The sequence below is a fragment of the Pseudoalteromonas sp. 78C3 genome (genome assembly GCF_002836695.1).
GTDB lineage: Bacteria > Pseudomonadota > Gammaproteobacteria > Enterobacterales > Alteromonadaceae > Pseudoalteromonas > Pseudoalteromonas arctica.
This window is the reverse complement of sequence record NZ_PJAV01000169.1, coordinates 71,542-87,162: the sequence shown is the minus strand read 5'-3', so window position 1 is coordinate 87,162 and position 15,621 is coordinate 71,542. Positions and strand designations below refer to the sequence as shown.

Genomic DNA, 15,621 nt, shown 5'->3' with positions numbered 1-15,621 from the left:
GACTACTCAACACACCATTAAATTATTATATATTCGATATTTAGCATTGACCTGCTTTGATTACAGGTAGTTTTGGAGTGTATTTTTTATCTGTGAGCATATGATGCAAGTTCATAAATGTGGTGTAAGTACTTTTCAATCCGACCTTATTGCTTAGCCAAGTAGGTATTGCCCCATCAGGCAAAGCATATACTTGGTACTCAATATCAAGGCGGCCTTTGTCCTCACTCAGTAGCCAGCGTGCATTTAAAGTAGTAATTCTTATAACGCCATTATTTCTGGGCAGCTTATTAGGGCGAGCATTAATAAGCAATTGGCTTTTATTTGCAGTTAACTGTGAATAACAAGAATAAGTAATGCTATCTCTATCTCTAACAGGCCAAGGAGAATTAAAATAACTGTACACTAAATTTTCTGATGGGCTTATGTGCTTAATAACCTTTACCTGAGATATATTTTCGAGCCATTGGGGTGCGGCATCGGTATCACTAAGTAATTCTAAAAACTCATTGGTGGATACGCCTGTCACGCTCATCTGCGCTTTTACTTCAAAGGTATTATCACTGTGGCTTTGATAATACACACTTACGCCATTTTTGTTTTTATACAAATGCCACATGGGCTCAGCGTAAGTGTTAAAACTAACTAATAAAAAAATAACGAATAAACACTTTTGCAATTGAATTTTATTACAAAAGCGCATCATTTATTTTTGCCAGTAAGGTTCTATGTCAAGTGAAGCAAGGCGACTTTGCTCCATGGCACTGACCAAATATTCAGACTTTTGTTCAAGCCATGACTGGATTTTAGCAAGCTGTTCGTCTTCTTGCCCTGCACATAATTGCTTTAAATACTCAAGCGTACTTAATTCATAAATACCATGAGAAATATCAAGCCAAGGCAATCTAAACTCTAGGCGTTCTTCTTTATCAAATAACGATCCTAAACAGTTACCGCTCAGTAGGCTATTTTCAAGCTGAGTTCGCAGGTTTAAATACGAAGCGACATCGAGTGTTTGCTCCTTTGGAAGCAACTCGTGCAGGTTTTTCCAGTCTTTATTAAAAAGCCTATTGGCAATAGACGACACATTTTGCTCAGCCGCTTGAAGCTCTGCTTGCCCCCAGTCTTTACGCCATTGCTTATCGATTAACCAGGTAGTTAACGATAGTAATAAACGATTATAACGTGCGCTGTGAAACAGTGCATTTATATCGTCAATGCTTGGCTGTAACTCTTTTAAGTCGCCAATGACTTGAGCAAGTGCTGGCGCCGCATTAATTTTTTTATAAAAAGCATGGCGTTTAGACGTGTAGGTTTTTAATTGAATCGCGTTTTCTACCCACGCTAACTCACTTAATAACCATTTAAGTTCGGTACGTAAGTGCTCTGTACTTTCGTTAGATACTATATCGTCGTATAGCCAAAAAGTATGGCGGATTAAACTGATACCGTCAGTTACGCGTTTAAGTGTTTTTAAACTTGGCTTATCGAAATAGCATTGCTCGTGCTTTTGTACAAAGCGAATGCCAAAGTTCATGGCTTCAACTAAAGCACGTTCTTGAGTAGTCGACTTTGGTAATTGTACAAAACCAATAGATTTGCTTGGCATTAAAGGTTTTTCATCAGCAAGTCGATAACCACGCGCGGCCTTAGAATACAAACCTAAGCGTATGCAGTTTTGGCTAACTAGTATATCTGCAAATGCAAACAGCTCATTACGACTGCCCTCAACAAGCTCAATTTCTAGCTCGCTAATAATTTCAATTTTACCCGAAGCCGCAATTTCACCTTTATCGAGTACGACTTCAATTTTAGCGCCACTTTCGGTTTCAATTAACCAAGTACGACGAATAAAGTTAGTACTAAATATTGGATACAGGTTTTTTGAGATGGCGCTTATTTGCATGCCATGAGGCCAAATATCAGCATCAAACGCCATTAAATTAGGGCGGCTTGATTCAATTGGTAAATTGTACTCTGGACGTTGGTGTAAACCACCTACCACTTCACCTGCAAGCTTTATAGTTTGCTCGCATTCGCTGTCAGAACAACGCGTTCTAAAGCCTATATCAAGCGCTCTAAGCTCTCTGCTTGGCGTATCGTAGTATGCATTTTGTAAGCTGCGAGACGGTTTATTCTTCACCGTTTTTGCAAATTGAGTAATTAACGAGGGGATCAGTGGAATAACGGCATCTGATACCAAAAATTTCAGTTCTATCTCAGTATCCATTCGGTTTGCGGATTACCTTTAAAATAAATAAGTGCTCAAAATAAACAAAGCGCCTTAACAATGCAAATTTTTTAACCTTATTTTAGGGCCTGATGACCTTTGTGGATTAAATTTCGTTCTATCTAGGAGCAATTTAATCATAGCGTGAGGCTTGTAACCTAGTGGACTCGATAACTACTCCTGCGTTACCGTACTGGGTTACAATATCAGTCTTGCTATTGATCTATTTAATCCATACTATCTAACTACTTATGTGAAATAAAAATCACGTTCATAACGGACGCAGTTAGATCAACAAGGTAGATAAATGCTAAAACATTGTTTATTAGGGCTACTTTTAACAGCCACCACATTCATGAGTTATGCACAAGAAGCACAACCTGCAAATTCAACGAATGCAAACACCGCTTATATTATCGATAATCTATACACTTTTATGCGCTCTGGGGCGAGTAAAAATTATCGACTACTCGGCTCTGTAGATGCTGGAACAAAGTTAACCTTGTTATCAAATGAAGAAAACGGCTTTATAAAAATTAAAGATGATAAAGACCGCGAAGGCTGGATAGAAACTAAGTTTATTACTAAAACAGCGGGCTTACACCAACAGTACAAAACACTAAGTAGCGAAATGAGCACTATGCAAGAAAAGCTACGCCAAGCTCAAATAGAACTTCCACAGCTACAAGAACAAAACCAAACTTTAACAGATCAAAATCTGCAGTTATCTGCTCAAATTACTAAGCTTAAAACAACGCTAGAGCAAGAGCGCACTCAAAAAGAAGCTGCTAGCTCAAAAGAGAAACGCCAGCTACTGACTTACGGTGGTGCTATTGCGTTTTTAGGCCTGTTTTTAGGTATTATATTAACGATAGTGCTGTCACGTCGTAAGCGCTACGAAGGTTGGGCGTAAAGCTCCATCCAACTAAATACAAAAAAGCCGCTTTATAGCGGCTTTTTATTCTCTGTATTTTCATGCAGTTCGAGTTTTGGTGCACTCATACCTTTGAGCAACCGACCAAATATATCAGCGCCGGTAATAATGCGTTTCACGTCGCTCCACACTAATACCACATCGTGATCAATGGCCCCATCAAACGATTTATCTAAAGAATGATTAGCTCGTATTTTTAAAATCACTTCACTCAAACGCATCGCTTCATCAGCAACAATTATAGGTCTGTGACAATAATGATAAGGGTCAAACGTATCTGGCTCAAATAACGCTGATCTTAAAAAACCGTCAGCATCTACCACTAATAAAGGCCAACCGTCTTCATTGGTAATGATCACCCAGTTATAACCTGACTTATGTAGTTTGCGTAAAAACTCATTATCAGTTGTTAATGTAAGGTCTGGGAAAATAGGTAAATCAAGCTTAGTAGGCAAAGCAATAATAGAGTCTGGATCAATTACCTCACCCTCTTTGGTTACGCTTATTTCATCTAAGCTAAAAAAGTTAAGTGCGCCTATTCCCTCAACATGTTGAACATCAGCTTCTTCAGCCTCTATGTGTTTGCGAATAATACCTCTGAGCTCACTTTCAGCAAAGTACGTAATCCCCTCTTTGCCTAACCATGCATCGAGTATTAAAGCCGTTGGCTTAGCAACTATATAAAATAGAATCTGATAAAACTTAATTAACGGCGAAAGTAGGCTCGCCATTTTTAACGCATTACGCGAAAAATAGGCCTGCGGTGTTATTTCACCAATAATAGTAATTGCGATAGTTGAGAATAAAAACGAACTTGCGCCCATTAATACCGAATCAGAAAGTAGTGTAAGTAGTACGTTAATACCTACGTTGCCCCACAAAATAGTCGACAATAAAAAGTTAGAGTCGTTTCGAAGGGCCATGACTTTTATGGCCGCCTCGTTCCCTTTTGCACTTTCCATTTCAAGCTGAAGCCTACTTAGTGAAAAAAACGCTAAGTTTAAGCCCGAAAATATTGCCGATTGTGAAATACACAAAGCAATTGCACACCAAATCATGACTTCAAAGGTCATTGTATTTTCCTGTTAGTAATACCAATTCACTTAATTAAGCGAATTGGTATAAGGCTTATAAAAGCAATAAACTGCCTAAACCTAAAAAGGTAACAAACCCAACAATATCGGTAACGGTAGTTAAAATTACCGAACCAGATAACGCAGGATCAATTTTCATTTTGTCTAAAATAGACGGAATAACAACACCTGCTAGTGACGCGGCCACTAAATTCAATAATATGGCTACCGTAATCGTAATACTAAGCATTAAGTCGTTAAACCATAAAAAGGTAAGTAGGCCGATTACAAACGCCCATACCAAGCCATTTACAGCGCCAACACGCAGCTCTTTTTTAAGCAACGCATTACGGTTTGAATCTGTAACCTGTCCAAGCGCTAAACCTCGCACAATAACGGTTAATGTTTGACTACCTGCAATTCCCCCCATAGAAGCGACCACTGGCATTAATACAGCTAGTGCTACAACTTGTTCTATCGTTGCGCCAAATAAACCGATAAACCACGACGCTAAAAAGGCAGTTGCTAAGTTAATACCTAACCATATACCACGGTTTTTAGCACTTTTTCGCACACTTGCGAACAGGTCTTCGTCTTCACGTAAACCACCGGCTTTAGCGGCTGCTTCATCAGCAACTTCTTGTCGTAATTCATAAGCAGAGGCAATGGTTAATCGCCCAAGTAATTTGTTATCAGCATTAACCACTGGCAGTGCCATTTTTTCACTGTGGATCACCACCTCTGCCGCTTCATATAAATCATCATCAGCATGGAGCAATGAAAAGTCATGATTTGCCAATGTCATTAAGTTATCGGTGTCGCTGGCTTTTATTAAATCATTTACCGCAACCTCACCTATTAAACTACCCTTGCGGCTTACTAAATAAATAACTTCACTGTATTGCGGTAAACCTTTGTGTAGCAATTTTTTAGCACCACCGGCTGTTAGCTTCTCCGATACTTTTAAAAAGTCAAAACCTAACCAGTGACCTAATTGTTCTGGCGGGTATTGCTGCGCTAAATCATATTGTTTGGTTTGCGCTTCATCGAGTTGCTTTTTTGCATACTCAACAAATCGCTCTGGTATAACTTCTTCAAGTTCCAGTAGCTCTTCTACATTAACTTCATCAAGAAGTTTAAAAGCCTCAGTGTCTTCTAGCGTTTGCAGCAACCACAAACAACTATCTTCACTTAAATTAACAAAAATTTCGTGTTGCGTGTCTTCATCAAGCAACTGCCAAATTTCAAGTCGTTGTTCTTTTGGTATCGCCTCAAAAAGTAATGACAGGTGCTCTGTTGAAAGCGTTAACTGCGCATCTGCTAATAATTTATTTTTGCGTTCTGTTGTATCGCATTGCAATAAATCATTTATGAGCTGTGGAAGTTGGTCTACCGGATACTCAATCATCTTAAAACCTTAAAATTTAAAAGCGCACATTATTTATAGTCTACTTGAACAATAAAAAATTGCAGAAAAAACGTGAACTTATTAAGCATGCGCAAGCTATTTTTGCGCATTGTATGGGCAAACTAAATGCAGTACTAATATTTATTTTAAAAAATTAAAAAAACAGTAAAAGGAATTGTTTTTGAGGGATTAAACAACAAGTAAGCAAACCAAAGGGATTACTTATAATAAAAAAAATCCCATATTAGCTAGGCTAATATGGGCAAAATCACACAATGAATTAGGTGTTTTTAAATTACGGTTTATGCTTTAAATTAAAGTCTATCAGTAATATTTCGTACTAAGTCAGAATCTACAAATTGAGTAATAAGTGCAGCGCCCCACGCATAGCCTCGCTGTATTGGGTAACCTTTAAAAATCCAGCGTTTACGCACGTGATTAAAGCGCTCTAAATAGTCTTGTTTTTTTGTGGCAGAGGTTGCTCACCCAATTTATTCCATGCTTTATATACGCCTGACATGTCAGATCCTCGCATAAAGCGTTGCAACCAACGTGGAAAACGAGAAAAGCTAATAGTGGACTGAAAATCAATAAAATAAGGTTTACCGTCTGCGCCGCATAAAATATTACCCATATTACGCAAGTCTAAATGCACGATGCCTTTGCGATGCATTTTTGCTACTTGACGCTCAAGCTCACTAAAAAAGTTAACAGGTAGTGTTTTGTCTTCATGAATTAAAGCGCGCAGTGGCGTGCCTTCAATATAGTTATAAGCAACCGCTATCGGCGACAATCTACAAAAGCGGTTAGCAACTGCATCAAGCTCAGCTAAACGGCTCAACCCCTTGTACTCTTGATTTACCGACATTCGTGCAAATGTTTTGCGGATAAACCACGGGCTTTGGCTAAAATCTTTAACAATTAAATCAAATTCATTATCTTTATATCGATACACAATCGCGTTAGCAAAACGTCCCTTATGGACAACACTTAAGTGATGTTGCATAAAAGTATGTTCTGGATATTGCTGCTGTAATTGTACTAACAAATTATTTTCAATCATAACAAACCTAACAAGATGATAACTTTAATTGCCTAGGCAACTATATTATCAAAGTTAGATTCTGCGCACAATCAGATCAACTAATTAGCACGCTAACTTTCTATTGAAACAGTATCGCTATTTTATTGATAATCTACTTTTGGGGCGAGTCTGGCAGTGAATCAAGATTATTTATAGCTTTGAATAGTAAGTCGATTATTTGGTTTTTTTCTGGCTCTGAAAAACCACTTAATGCTTGCGCATAGACTTCGTTCACTACAGGCATAATTTCAGGACAAAGAGCTTTACCTTTTTCACTTAAACACAAAATAGTTGAGCGCTTATCAAGCTCACATTGCGTTTTAATAATGAGTCCTTTTTCTTCAAGTCGGTTTAGTAAGCGGCTCATAGCGCCACGATCATAAACCATATACTCGCAAAGTCCTGCAAGCGTATTAACCGACTCTCTCGCAAGTAGTACAACCACAATATATTGCGCAGAAGTTAAGTCCATAGGAAGTAACTTGGCATCAACATGAATGGCTAATCTCGAACGTAAAAAAGAGACTAAACGCCCCAAATCTTGCTCTGGCGCTAACTCTTCTCGAGTACAACGTTTAATTGATGGCATGTTTTGCATGGTTATTTCACTGTATAGGTATATTTGCATGCTGATAGACCTTAACGCATGCAAAAAATTCAATAATTTTTATAAAAAATCGCCCACAAAAATAAAGCCGCTATTAGCTGCTTTTAGTGTAGGGCTTTGAGCTTTGTTAAATCTTAAACTGGCCAACTAAGTGTCCTAAGCTTTCACCACGCCCAGCTAAATGCTGACCTACCGAAGAGGTAGTTTTACTTGAAATAGTTAGCTCATTAACTATTTCTTGAATAGCAAATACATTACGGTTTATTTCTTCTGTAACGCTACTTTGCTCCAGCGCCGCTGTCGCAATTTGCGTACTCATATCGTTAATTGATCTAACTGAGCTTGTTACCGCGCCTAAACTTTCTGAAATAGCACGAGAGGATTCAACAGAGCGATTACAACTACTTTGGCTTGCTTGCATTGCTGCAACTGCATCTGATACTAAGTTATGTAGCTCACTCAACATTTCACTAATCTCTAATGTGCTAACTTGAGTACGACTTGCTAGGCTTCTTACTTCATCAGCAACAACTGCAAACCCTCTGCCTTGCTCACCTGCTCGCGCAGCTTCTATTGCAGCGTTGAGTGCAAGTAAGTTTGTTTGCTCAGCAATTCCACCAATTACACTTAGTACGCTATTAATCTTTTTAGATTGATCACTGAGTGAATCAACCTGTTCAGCAGCTAGGTTAATTTCGCCCATTAAGTTTGAAACCTCACTGAGTGAAATATCAACACACTCTTGAGCTTTAGCAACTTCTTGCGTTGCCGCTTGAGTTGACTCTGCCACTTGGTTTGTATTTTGAGCCACCTCATGAGAAGTAGCCGACATTTCGGTAATAGCCGTCGCAACAAGATCTGTTTCATGATTGTGATTAAGTAACTTGTCTTCAATTAATCGTGTTTGTGTATTTATGTCACCAGAAGCTGTCTTTACATCGTGTGTTACATCAACCACATTAGCAATAATGCCATGTAACTTACTTACAAACATATTAAATGCTTCGCCAAGTTGACCTATTTCATCGTTAGTATCAATGTCTAGACGCTTAGTTAAATCGCCCTCACCTTTTGCAATATCGTCAAGGCTTTGCGCCATGCGCTGTATTGGTTTTACCATTGTGTTTGCGGCAACTAACGCACATATAATTGTTAAAACAACCCAAAACAAAGCAATTAATAATAAGGTCATTACCTTATCATTCATGTGCTCTTGCATTGTTGTTTGGTATTTAAGTAGCTCTGCATCTATATCATCCATATATGCGCCAGTACCAATCATCCAGTTTGTGCCTGGTATCATTGCTGCATAGCCCATCTTTTCAACTAAGCCTGTGGTATTTGGTTTTTGAAAATGATAGTTAAAAGCGCCGCCGCCTTTTCTAGCTTGATCTAATAAGCCCACTATTATTTTTTTACCGTTAGGGTCAGTCATCCCTATTTTGTTTTGCCCTTCAATAGCATCACCTAGTAATGCATGAAAAACACTAATGCCATTGGTGTCGTATATAAAAAAGTAACCACCTTGACCAAATGTTAAGTCTCTTAAAGCGTTTTTAGCATCTTGCTCAGAGCCATTTGCTAATTGATAGCGAACAATTTTGCTAGCAATTTCAATTTCGGTACTTAGTAACGTTTGCTTGTCACTTATTAACTTAGTTTGAAATGCTTCAAAATTTTGTTGCTGATTTTTATTCTCTAAATAATAAGAACTCAGCATTAAGCTGATCAAAAGTAGCATTAGCGGTAAAATAGCTAGTAACAGCAATTTGTTTTTCAAGCTTAAATTACTCATTTTTTCTCCGGGGTGTATAAATGCATATATAACGACAATTGCCAAAGTTATATTACGACTGTTTACTATGTTTTATTGGGTTTAAAACATAGTTAATAAAAAATTTGGTGGGAGTATACTCATACCATGCTCTGCGTGCTGATATTATAGTCACAAGGGAGGTATTTGAACACTAAAAACACTGCGACCTTTGTATTAATCTATATATTATTTACCACCCTTTTTGTTATATTCAAAATTCTAACGGCTGTATTGATCTAAAATTAATTTGATAGCGTGTTAAGCGGCCCAATTGCTTCGTATGTAATGAGTTAAGTCATTAGCCATGTTAATATTGGTTTTAGGTTCATATAAATAATGAATATATAGATATCAAACTTCCATTAACATATAATAGTCCTATATTCCTAATACCAAACAACTAGATAAAAATTGGAACACATCACTTTGAGTCACAGTTATAATCAAATAAAAATGAATTATTAATGAAGTATATTTTATACCTTGCACTTTTAGTGTCGGCTCACGCATTCGCAAAACCTGTAAATAATAGTATCGCTTTTTACTACTCAGCGCCGATGCCACTAGCCGAAATGACCTTTTATTCTCGCGTTGTAGTTCAGCCTAACCTTGTGACTGAGCACGAACTCAATTGGTTTAAACAGCGTGACATAGCTGTTTATGCTTATTTAAGTGTTGGTGAGTCGTTTCTTGAAAGTGAGTATTCACTCGCAGTTAACCCTAATTGGAATAGCCACATTGCCGATTTAACATCTACGCATTGGCAACAGCATGTGCAAAATAACGCAGCTACTTTAAAAGCACGAGGCTTCAGTGGCTTGTTTTTAGATACTCTAGACAGCTATCAACTTTTAGATGATAAGCACAGTAAATCAGACCAACAAAATGGCTTAGTCGCAATTATAAAAAGTCTGTCTGGCACGTTTAATAAACACCTTATCCTCAACCGAGGCTTTGAGTTACTACCTAGACTTACCGGTTTAGCCAGTGATTTAGTGGCTGAAGGTTTATATAGCCATTACAACCCAATCAATAATAGCTACAAATTAACCACCGAGAACGATCAAGCTTGGCTAAGTACACAATTAAAAACGGCACAAAAGCTTGGTTTTAAAGTACAAGTTATTGATTATGCACAGCCTGACAACCGTCTTGCTATGGCGCAAAAAATAAAACAGGCAGGTTTTATTCCCTGGGTAACTGATGGGCACTTACAAACATGGGGTACATCAACTATATCACCAGTACCAAGACGCATCCTCATTCCGTACAACAGTAACGTTAAGCCACTCATTTACACTACCGTACATTTAAAGCTTGCGACCATGATTGAGTATTTGGGGTACATACCTGATTACATAGATATGGCAAAGCGCGATTTACCTTTAGTTGATCCTAGCTTACATGCTGGTATTATTTCGTGGACCTCAAGCGACGCATTTTACACACCCACACTAAACAATTGGCTTGAAGCTAATTTAGGTGTGGTGCCAGAGCTTATTTTAGGCGAGTTACCACAATCAACTAAATTATTATTAAGCTTAGGTATTGAGTCGTTAAGCACACTACCTGAAGGTCCATATAAACAAGATAGCTTTGCACCTTGGCTCAAAGGGGAGTCCACAACACCTCCCCCTATTGTTAAACCATACTTACTCAAATTATCAACTGATGCGACTCCTTTAATTACAATAAAATCATCGGATGACACAATAGTTGTACAAGCTGCTAAAACTAAATATGGTGCAGTAGTAGTTGCTCCTTGGCTAATTGATACATTTCCGATGGAAGGCAGCAAATGGGTTATTGATCCGCGTACATTGCTTACTCAAGCAATGGGGTTACCACCTATATTAGTGCCAGATACAACCACCGAAAGCGGCAGGCGAATGCTTACTTTGCATATCGATGGAGATGGATTTACAAGTGTTGCCCACTATGCAGGTAAGCCTTATTCAGCAGAAGTAATTCGAGATGAAATAATTAAACACTACAAACTACCGTTAACGTCATCAGTGATCCAAGCTGATATTGAAGAAGGCGGTATTCATTCTAAACAAAGTGCCAAACTCGAAGGCATTGCGCGTAGTATTTTTAACCTGCCTTACGTAGAAGTTGCTTCACACACTTATAGTCATCCCTATTTTTGGACAGCACTATCTGGGCGAAAAAAAATAGATGAAGACGACACAGATTACGGTTTTCATCTAGACGTGCCTGGCTACAACACAATTAGCCTTAAAAAAGAAATTACCGACTCGATAAAGTACATTGATGAAAAACTCACACCTAAAAATAAAAAAACAGTGATGATGTTATGGTCAGGCGATGCAACACCAGGCCCTAAAGCGCTTGAACTGGCTCGTGATGCTGGTGTGCTAAACGTAAATGGCGGCAACACTGATGTAAATTCCGATAACCCTAGCCTTACACATATATCCCCTATCGGTCGCCCTGAAAGAGATTTGCTGTATCAAATTTACGCCCCCATATTAAATGAAAATGTTTACACAAACTTATGGCATGGCCCTTATTACGGCTTTAGACGCTTAACCGAAACATTCGAAATAACAGAAAAGCCATATAGGTTAAAACCTTACACTATTTATTATCACTTTTATTCAGGTGAAGTTCTTGCGGGCTTAGACGCTCTTAAACACAACATTGATTATGTTTTAGCAAGGCCAAATACACCGGTGCATTTAAGCCACTATGCAAAAGTAGCAAAAGATTTTTACTTTTCTGCACTTGCTAAAAACAGTAATAATGAATGGTTATTTAGCTCAAAGTACATTCGTACTCTGCGCATACCTAGCGATTTTGATGTGCCAAACATAGCTCAAAGTGAAGGAGTATCTGGTGTAACTGAAAAAGGTGACTACATACATATTATAAATAACATAGCTCGCCTTAGCTTTGATCATAGCCAAAATAGTGAAAAACCTTATTTAGCATCTGCAAATGTTGTTATTAATAACTGGCAAGTTAACGGACCGGTTAGTTTTAAAGCATGGGTGCCCGCTTCACTTGATTTAATTAATGCACGTTCTTGCGAATTTGTATCTAATTTGGGTGAGCGCTTCAAAGGTATTAATCGGGGTAAAATAACACATTTTAAAATACCTACAGGTGACTTTTATGGTTACCTTAACTGCAACGGATCTGCTCTATAATGAATACTAAAAAGCGCCCTCAGTTAATTTCTATAAAAACAATATTAGCGATACTAGCTGTAAGTTGTTTTGCACTTTATGCGTTATTTCCCCATACCTTATTTTTTGAAGATGATGCACTTTCACAAGATTATACCTTTGAGAAATCTTACCTTAATGCAGCGCTCAATACAGAGCCCGACAACGAAAAGCTTCGCGCTAAATTGGTTGAGCTACATATAGGGCTTAGTGAGTATTCACAAGCCACTAACGAGCTTGAAAAGCTACCTAGAGGCGAGCGCAAAGCAACACTTGAAATAAAGTTGCTTTACTCATTATGGCTAGCAAGTGGTGCTAAAGTTGACGACCGCTTTGAAGAGCTATCATTAAAAATAGGAGCTCATAAAAATTGGAACGAACAAATACTGACAATTGCAAAAGCCGTTGGGTTAACCGCAAAAGTTGCTCAGTATTATCAAAAAAATAAACAGCCACTCCTTGCAGCCGATTACTGGTTAAGCGCAGGGGAACCTGACAAAGCACTCGCAATTTATAAAACAAATATAAATGCTGACATTGCAGTTAAAGCGATTGAAACTGCACTGGGCGCAAATAACCCGATTCAAGCTTATGCATGGTGGAAAACCTATGGTGACAAAGCCGATGTTAAACGCACCCTTTATTTAGCTAACCTAGCTGGCAATACAGAAGATGCAGCTCAAGCCATTGAAAGCTTATTAAAAGCTGAGCCAAATAACACCGACTACTTAACAAAAGCAATGCACCTGCGTTTAGCAAATGGAAATGCAAAAGGGGCTGAACAATTACTCGCAAAATTATTACTACAGAGCCCAGATGACAAAGAGCTACACTTACTAAATTGGAAGATAAAACGCTGGCAAAACAAGCCTAAAGAAGCGCTTCGAGAATTTAAATGGCTAATGTCTAACAAAGCCGTAACCCCTGCGATGCTTACCGACAGTATTAACGATGCCACCGCTTTATATTTATACCAAGATGCTAATGATATATACGAATACAAGGCGCAAAACAGAAGTCTGAAAGGCAATGGTTTTGCTAATTGGATGCAAGCTAACGAATTTATTGGTAACACAAAGCAAGAGTTAAACAATATTGAACGCTTTGAGCAAATAAATGGTAAAAGTGCATTATCACAATATTGGAAAGCAAAAGTACTTCACGATACTGGTAATTTAAAAGCCTTAAGAGTCTTGTGGCCTACATATAAAGGGCCTAAAAATGAAGAAGATTTACTTTGGATTGCCCGCGCATTTTGGCTAAACGATGACTTTGCTACAGCTCTGCAAGTGCTAAAAAGTAAACAACAAAGTTCTGATGATGAGTTTTGGAGCGCCAATGTAGACATGGCAATGCGAGTCCAAGACAAAGCTCATGAGCTATATGCATTAGAACAGTTACAAAAAATAAGCCCTTTAAGCGTAGGCGACATGCTGCACTACCAACAATTACGCTTTGAAGGTCGGCCTCAGGAGCTTCTTGATTATTTATGGAAAAGCGAGTCGCAAACTGACCGTCAATTGATTCAAATTGCATTATTAAGTACACAAGTAAATGATGCTAAATCAGTTGCACGTATTCATGCTGAACTTGATAAGCAGCGCTACAATAAAGCCCTCTACCCTGCTTGGTTAATTCTTTCAAATTGGTATCAAAACCAAAGTGATTTAAATTCAGCTTATACAACTTTAAACCGCGCTGCTAAATTAAGCGAATATGACTCTGATGTTGTGCTTGCACAAGGTTGGTTAGCGCTGCAAATGCATGACACTGTAATGATTGGCCGCATTTTAGCTCGCTATTCTCAAAGCGATCCTTCCTATGCGTGGACCCAGCTATTAGCAAGCTTATCTATTTATGATAAATCATATAACAGTGCTTACTTTTATTTGCGTAAATTAGCCATTGCAGATCCAAGTGACTTAACAACACTGGTTAACTTAGCCGATGTAATGAAACAACTTGGCTACTATGCAAATGCTGCTGAACTTAATCACTATTTACTGCAACACTTACCTAAAGATAAATATGCATACAGAGGCTTAATGTTCCGCTGGGCGGGCACGATGGCTGTTCCTCATTTAATGCAATTAAACACAATGGAAGAACTTGCCCCCGACACTATTGGTGAGCCCCAAACAAACTGGTGGTTAGCGCGCAGGGCTGCACAAAAATTAGAGCCATGGCAAAAACTACAACTTTATATGACCAACGGCGAATTTAATAAAGCGAAACAGCTTATCGCTGAAGGTTCACTAAGCAAATTAGATGAGCTAAACGCCCTACTCTATTTAAAACAACCCTATGCCACCATGCAACGTTGGTACGAAGAACTCACTGGCGAGGCAAATGAATCGCAATTGAGTTTACTCAGAAATGCACGCGCATCCTATTTTAGAGCGCTTGAAATAAACCTATCGCCAGAGGCTGGTTTAAACAGTAGCCAGTACGATGTAAACGTTTATTTTCCTTATGCTAATGGGCAATGGAAATTAAGTTTAAGTAATCAGCAAAATCTTGATAACAACGGATTACTGTTTGCGATAGAAGATAAAATGACATTTGGTCGTTGGTATTTTGATGCAAAAATAGATTCTCACCAAGGCAGCTTAGTTAGCCGTCAAGGTTTTAGCTTGGACTCTCGTTATCAATGGGATTCGCGTACACAGGTAGGTTTAAAGCTTGAATATAATGTTGAAAACCGCCAATCAGAAGCGCTACTTAGCTATGCTCAGCTAGATAAAGCCACGGCCTATGTTAACTACAATATTGATGGTAGACAAAACGTACAGCTATCAGCAGCAGCGATGTCTTTTTCTCGAAGAAGCGATGGAAGCTCACTAATAAATGGCCAAGAATATAATGCACGTTACCAATACAGCATTTTAAAAGACCGCCCAATTTGGAACGCTTATTTTAGTGCGCAATGGCAAGACTTTGAACGTGTTAATGCCTTAATAAATACAGATGCAAGTAGACGACCGCTAAGAGTTGACCTTCAACCATTTAGACGTTTTGCACTAGGGACCTCATTTGCTTCAACTGGTTCTTTAGAACCTCCTTATTTAGGCGCAAGCCCTTCATGGTTATTTGATATAAGTACTGGCTATCAAACACTTAACGATACAGTAGATGTATCAGTTTCAAGTGGCGCTGGTTGGTCTGTACTGGGCGATGATTTATTTAAATTACAGCTGGGTTACCAAAGTAGTAATAAAGTGGGTAACTCAGATACACAATTACAATTAGGTTATTACGTACATTTTTAATGTTAGGAG

Annotated in this window: 10 protein-coding genes; 3 read left to right on the top strand and 7 right to left on the bottom strand. The window is 38.4% G+C overall.

Annotated features, from left to right (window positions below; translation table 11 throughout):
* Positions 1 to 40: 40 nt before the first annotated feature.
* Positions 41 to 706, bottom strand: coding sequence for an START domain-containing protein (locus CXF76_RS17055; RefSeq protein ID WP_024589295.1), 666 nt, complete (start codon positions 704 to 706; stop codon positions 41 to 43).
* Positions 707 to 2,230 carry a CYTH and CHAD domain-containing protein gene (locus CXF76_RS17050; RefSeq protein ID WP_101164204.1) on the bottom strand — a complete coding sequence of 508 codons (1,524 nt, stop codon included), beginning with the start codon at positions 2,228 to 2,230 and terminating at the stop codon, positions 707 to 709. It abuts the gene before it with no gap.
* Positions 2,231 to 2,537: 307 nt separating this feature from the next.
* Between CXF76_RS17050 and CXF76_RS17045 the strand changes: the two genes are divergently transcribed.
* Complete coding sequence (locus CXF76_RS17045) at positions 2,538 to 3,143, top strand: TIGR04211 family SH3 domain-containing protein (RefSeq protein ID WP_002958928.1); 606 nt, start codon at positions 2,538 to 2,540, stop codon at positions 3,141 to 3,143.
* A gap of 32 nt (positions 3,144 to 3,175) precedes the next feature.
* Here the strand turns inward: CXF76_RS17045 and CXF76_RS17040 are convergent, their stop codons facing one another.
* The 5 genes from CXF76_RS17040 to CXF76_RS17020 form a co-directional block, all read right to left on the bottom strand.
* A complete protein-coding gene (locus CXF76_RS17040) occupies positions 3,176 to 4,237 on the bottom strand; it encodes a DUF21 domain-containing protein (protein WP_024598984.1) in 1,062 nt (353 codons plus the stop codon).
* Between the two features lie 55 nt (positions 4,238 to 4,292).
* Positions 4,293 to 5,645 carry a magnesium transporter gene (locus CXF76_RS17035; RefSeq protein ID WP_101164203.1) on the bottom strand — a complete coding sequence of 451 codons (1,353 nt, stop codon included), beginning with the start codon at positions 5,643 to 5,645 and terminating at the stop codon, positions 4,293 to 4,295.
* 448 nt (positions 5,646 to 6,093) lie between these two features.
* Positions 6,094 to 6,708, bottom strand: coding sequence for an RIO1 family regulatory kinase/ATPase domain-containing protein (locus tag CXF76_RS17030; protein WP_231388419.1), 615 nt, complete (start codon positions 6,706 to 6,708; stop codon positions 6,094 to 6,096).
* Between the two features lie 133 nt (positions 6,709 to 6,841).
* Positions 6,842 to 7,357: a MarR family winged helix-turn-helix transcriptional regulator gene (locus CXF76_RS17025; RefSeq protein ID WP_232785131.1), complete on the bottom strand. Its 516-nt coding sequence runs from the start codon at positions 7,355 to 7,357 to the stop codon at positions 6,842 to 6,844.
* 106 nt (positions 7,358 to 7,463) lie between these two features.
* The gene (locus tag CXF76_RS17020; protein ID WP_101164202.1) at positions 7,464 to 9,131 is read right to left on the bottom strand and encodes a methyl-accepting chemotaxis protein; all 1,668 of its coding nucleotides are present in this window, start codon (positions 9,129 to 9,131) and stop codon (positions 7,464 to 7,466) included.
* A 485-nt stretch (positions 9,132 to 9,616) separates the two neighbouring features.
* Here CXF76_RS17020 and CXF76_RS17015 point away from each other — a divergent pair, with 485 nt between their 5' ends.
* Both CXF76_RS17015 and CXF76_RS17010 read left to right on the top strand, forming a co-directional pair.
* Positions 9,617 to 12,325: an endo alpha-1,4 polygalactosaminidase gene (locus tag CXF76_RS17015; protein ID WP_101164201.1), complete on the top strand. Its 2,709-nt coding sequence runs from the start codon at positions 9,617 to 9,619 to the stop codon at positions 12,323 to 12,325.
* Entirely contained in the window at positions 12,325 to 15,612 is a 3,288-nt protein-coding gene (locus tag CXF76_RS17010; RefSeq protein ID WP_101164200.1) for a tetratricopeptide repeat protein, read from the top strand. The genes CXF76_RS17015 and CXF76_RS17010 overlap by 1 nt, the downstream gene beginning before the upstream one ends.
* Positions 15,613 to 15,621: the final 9 nt, after the last annotated feature.

Bases quoted from the DNA above. Each gene is read 5' to 3' on its own strand.
- CXF76_RS17055 (WP_024589295.1), bottom strand. From the start codon at position 706: ATGATGCGCTTTTGTAATAAAATTCAATTGCAAAAGTGTTTATTCGTT.
- CXF76_RS17050 (WP_101164204.1), bottom strand. From the start codon at position 2,230: ATGGATACTGAGATAGAACTGAAATTTTTGGTATCAGATGCCGTTATT.
- CXF76_RS17045 (WP_002958928.1), top strand. From the start codon at position 2,538: ATGCTAAAACATTGTTTATTAGGGCTACTTTTAACAGCCACCACATTC.
- CXF76_RS17040 (WP_024598984.1), bottom strand. From the start codon at position 4,237: ATGACCTTTGAAGTCATGATTTGGTGTGCAATTGCTTTGTGTATTTCA.
- CXF76_RS17035 (WP_101164203.1), bottom strand. From the start codon at position 5,645: ATGATTGAGTATCCGGTAGACCAACTTCCACAGCTCATAAATGATTTA.
- CXF76_RS17030 (WP_231388419.1), bottom strand. From the start codon at position 6,708: ATGATTGAAAATAATTTGTTAGTACAATTACAGCAGCAATATCCAGAA.
- CXF76_RS17025 (WP_232785131.1), bottom strand. From the start codon at position 7,357: ATGCAAATATACCTATACAGTGAAATAACCATGCAAAACATGCCATCA.
- CXF76_RS17020 (WP_101164202.1), bottom strand. From the start codon at position 9,131: ATGAGTAATTTAAGCTTGAAAAACAAATTGCTGTTACTAGCTATTTTA.
- CXF76_RS17015 (WP_101164201.1), top strand. From the start codon at position 9,617: ATGAAGTATATTTTATACCTTGCACTTTTAGTGTCGGCTCACGCATTC.
- CXF76_RS17010 (WP_101164200.1), top strand. From the start codon at position 12,325: ATGAATACTAAAAAGCGCCCTCAGTTAATTTCTATAAAAACAATATTA.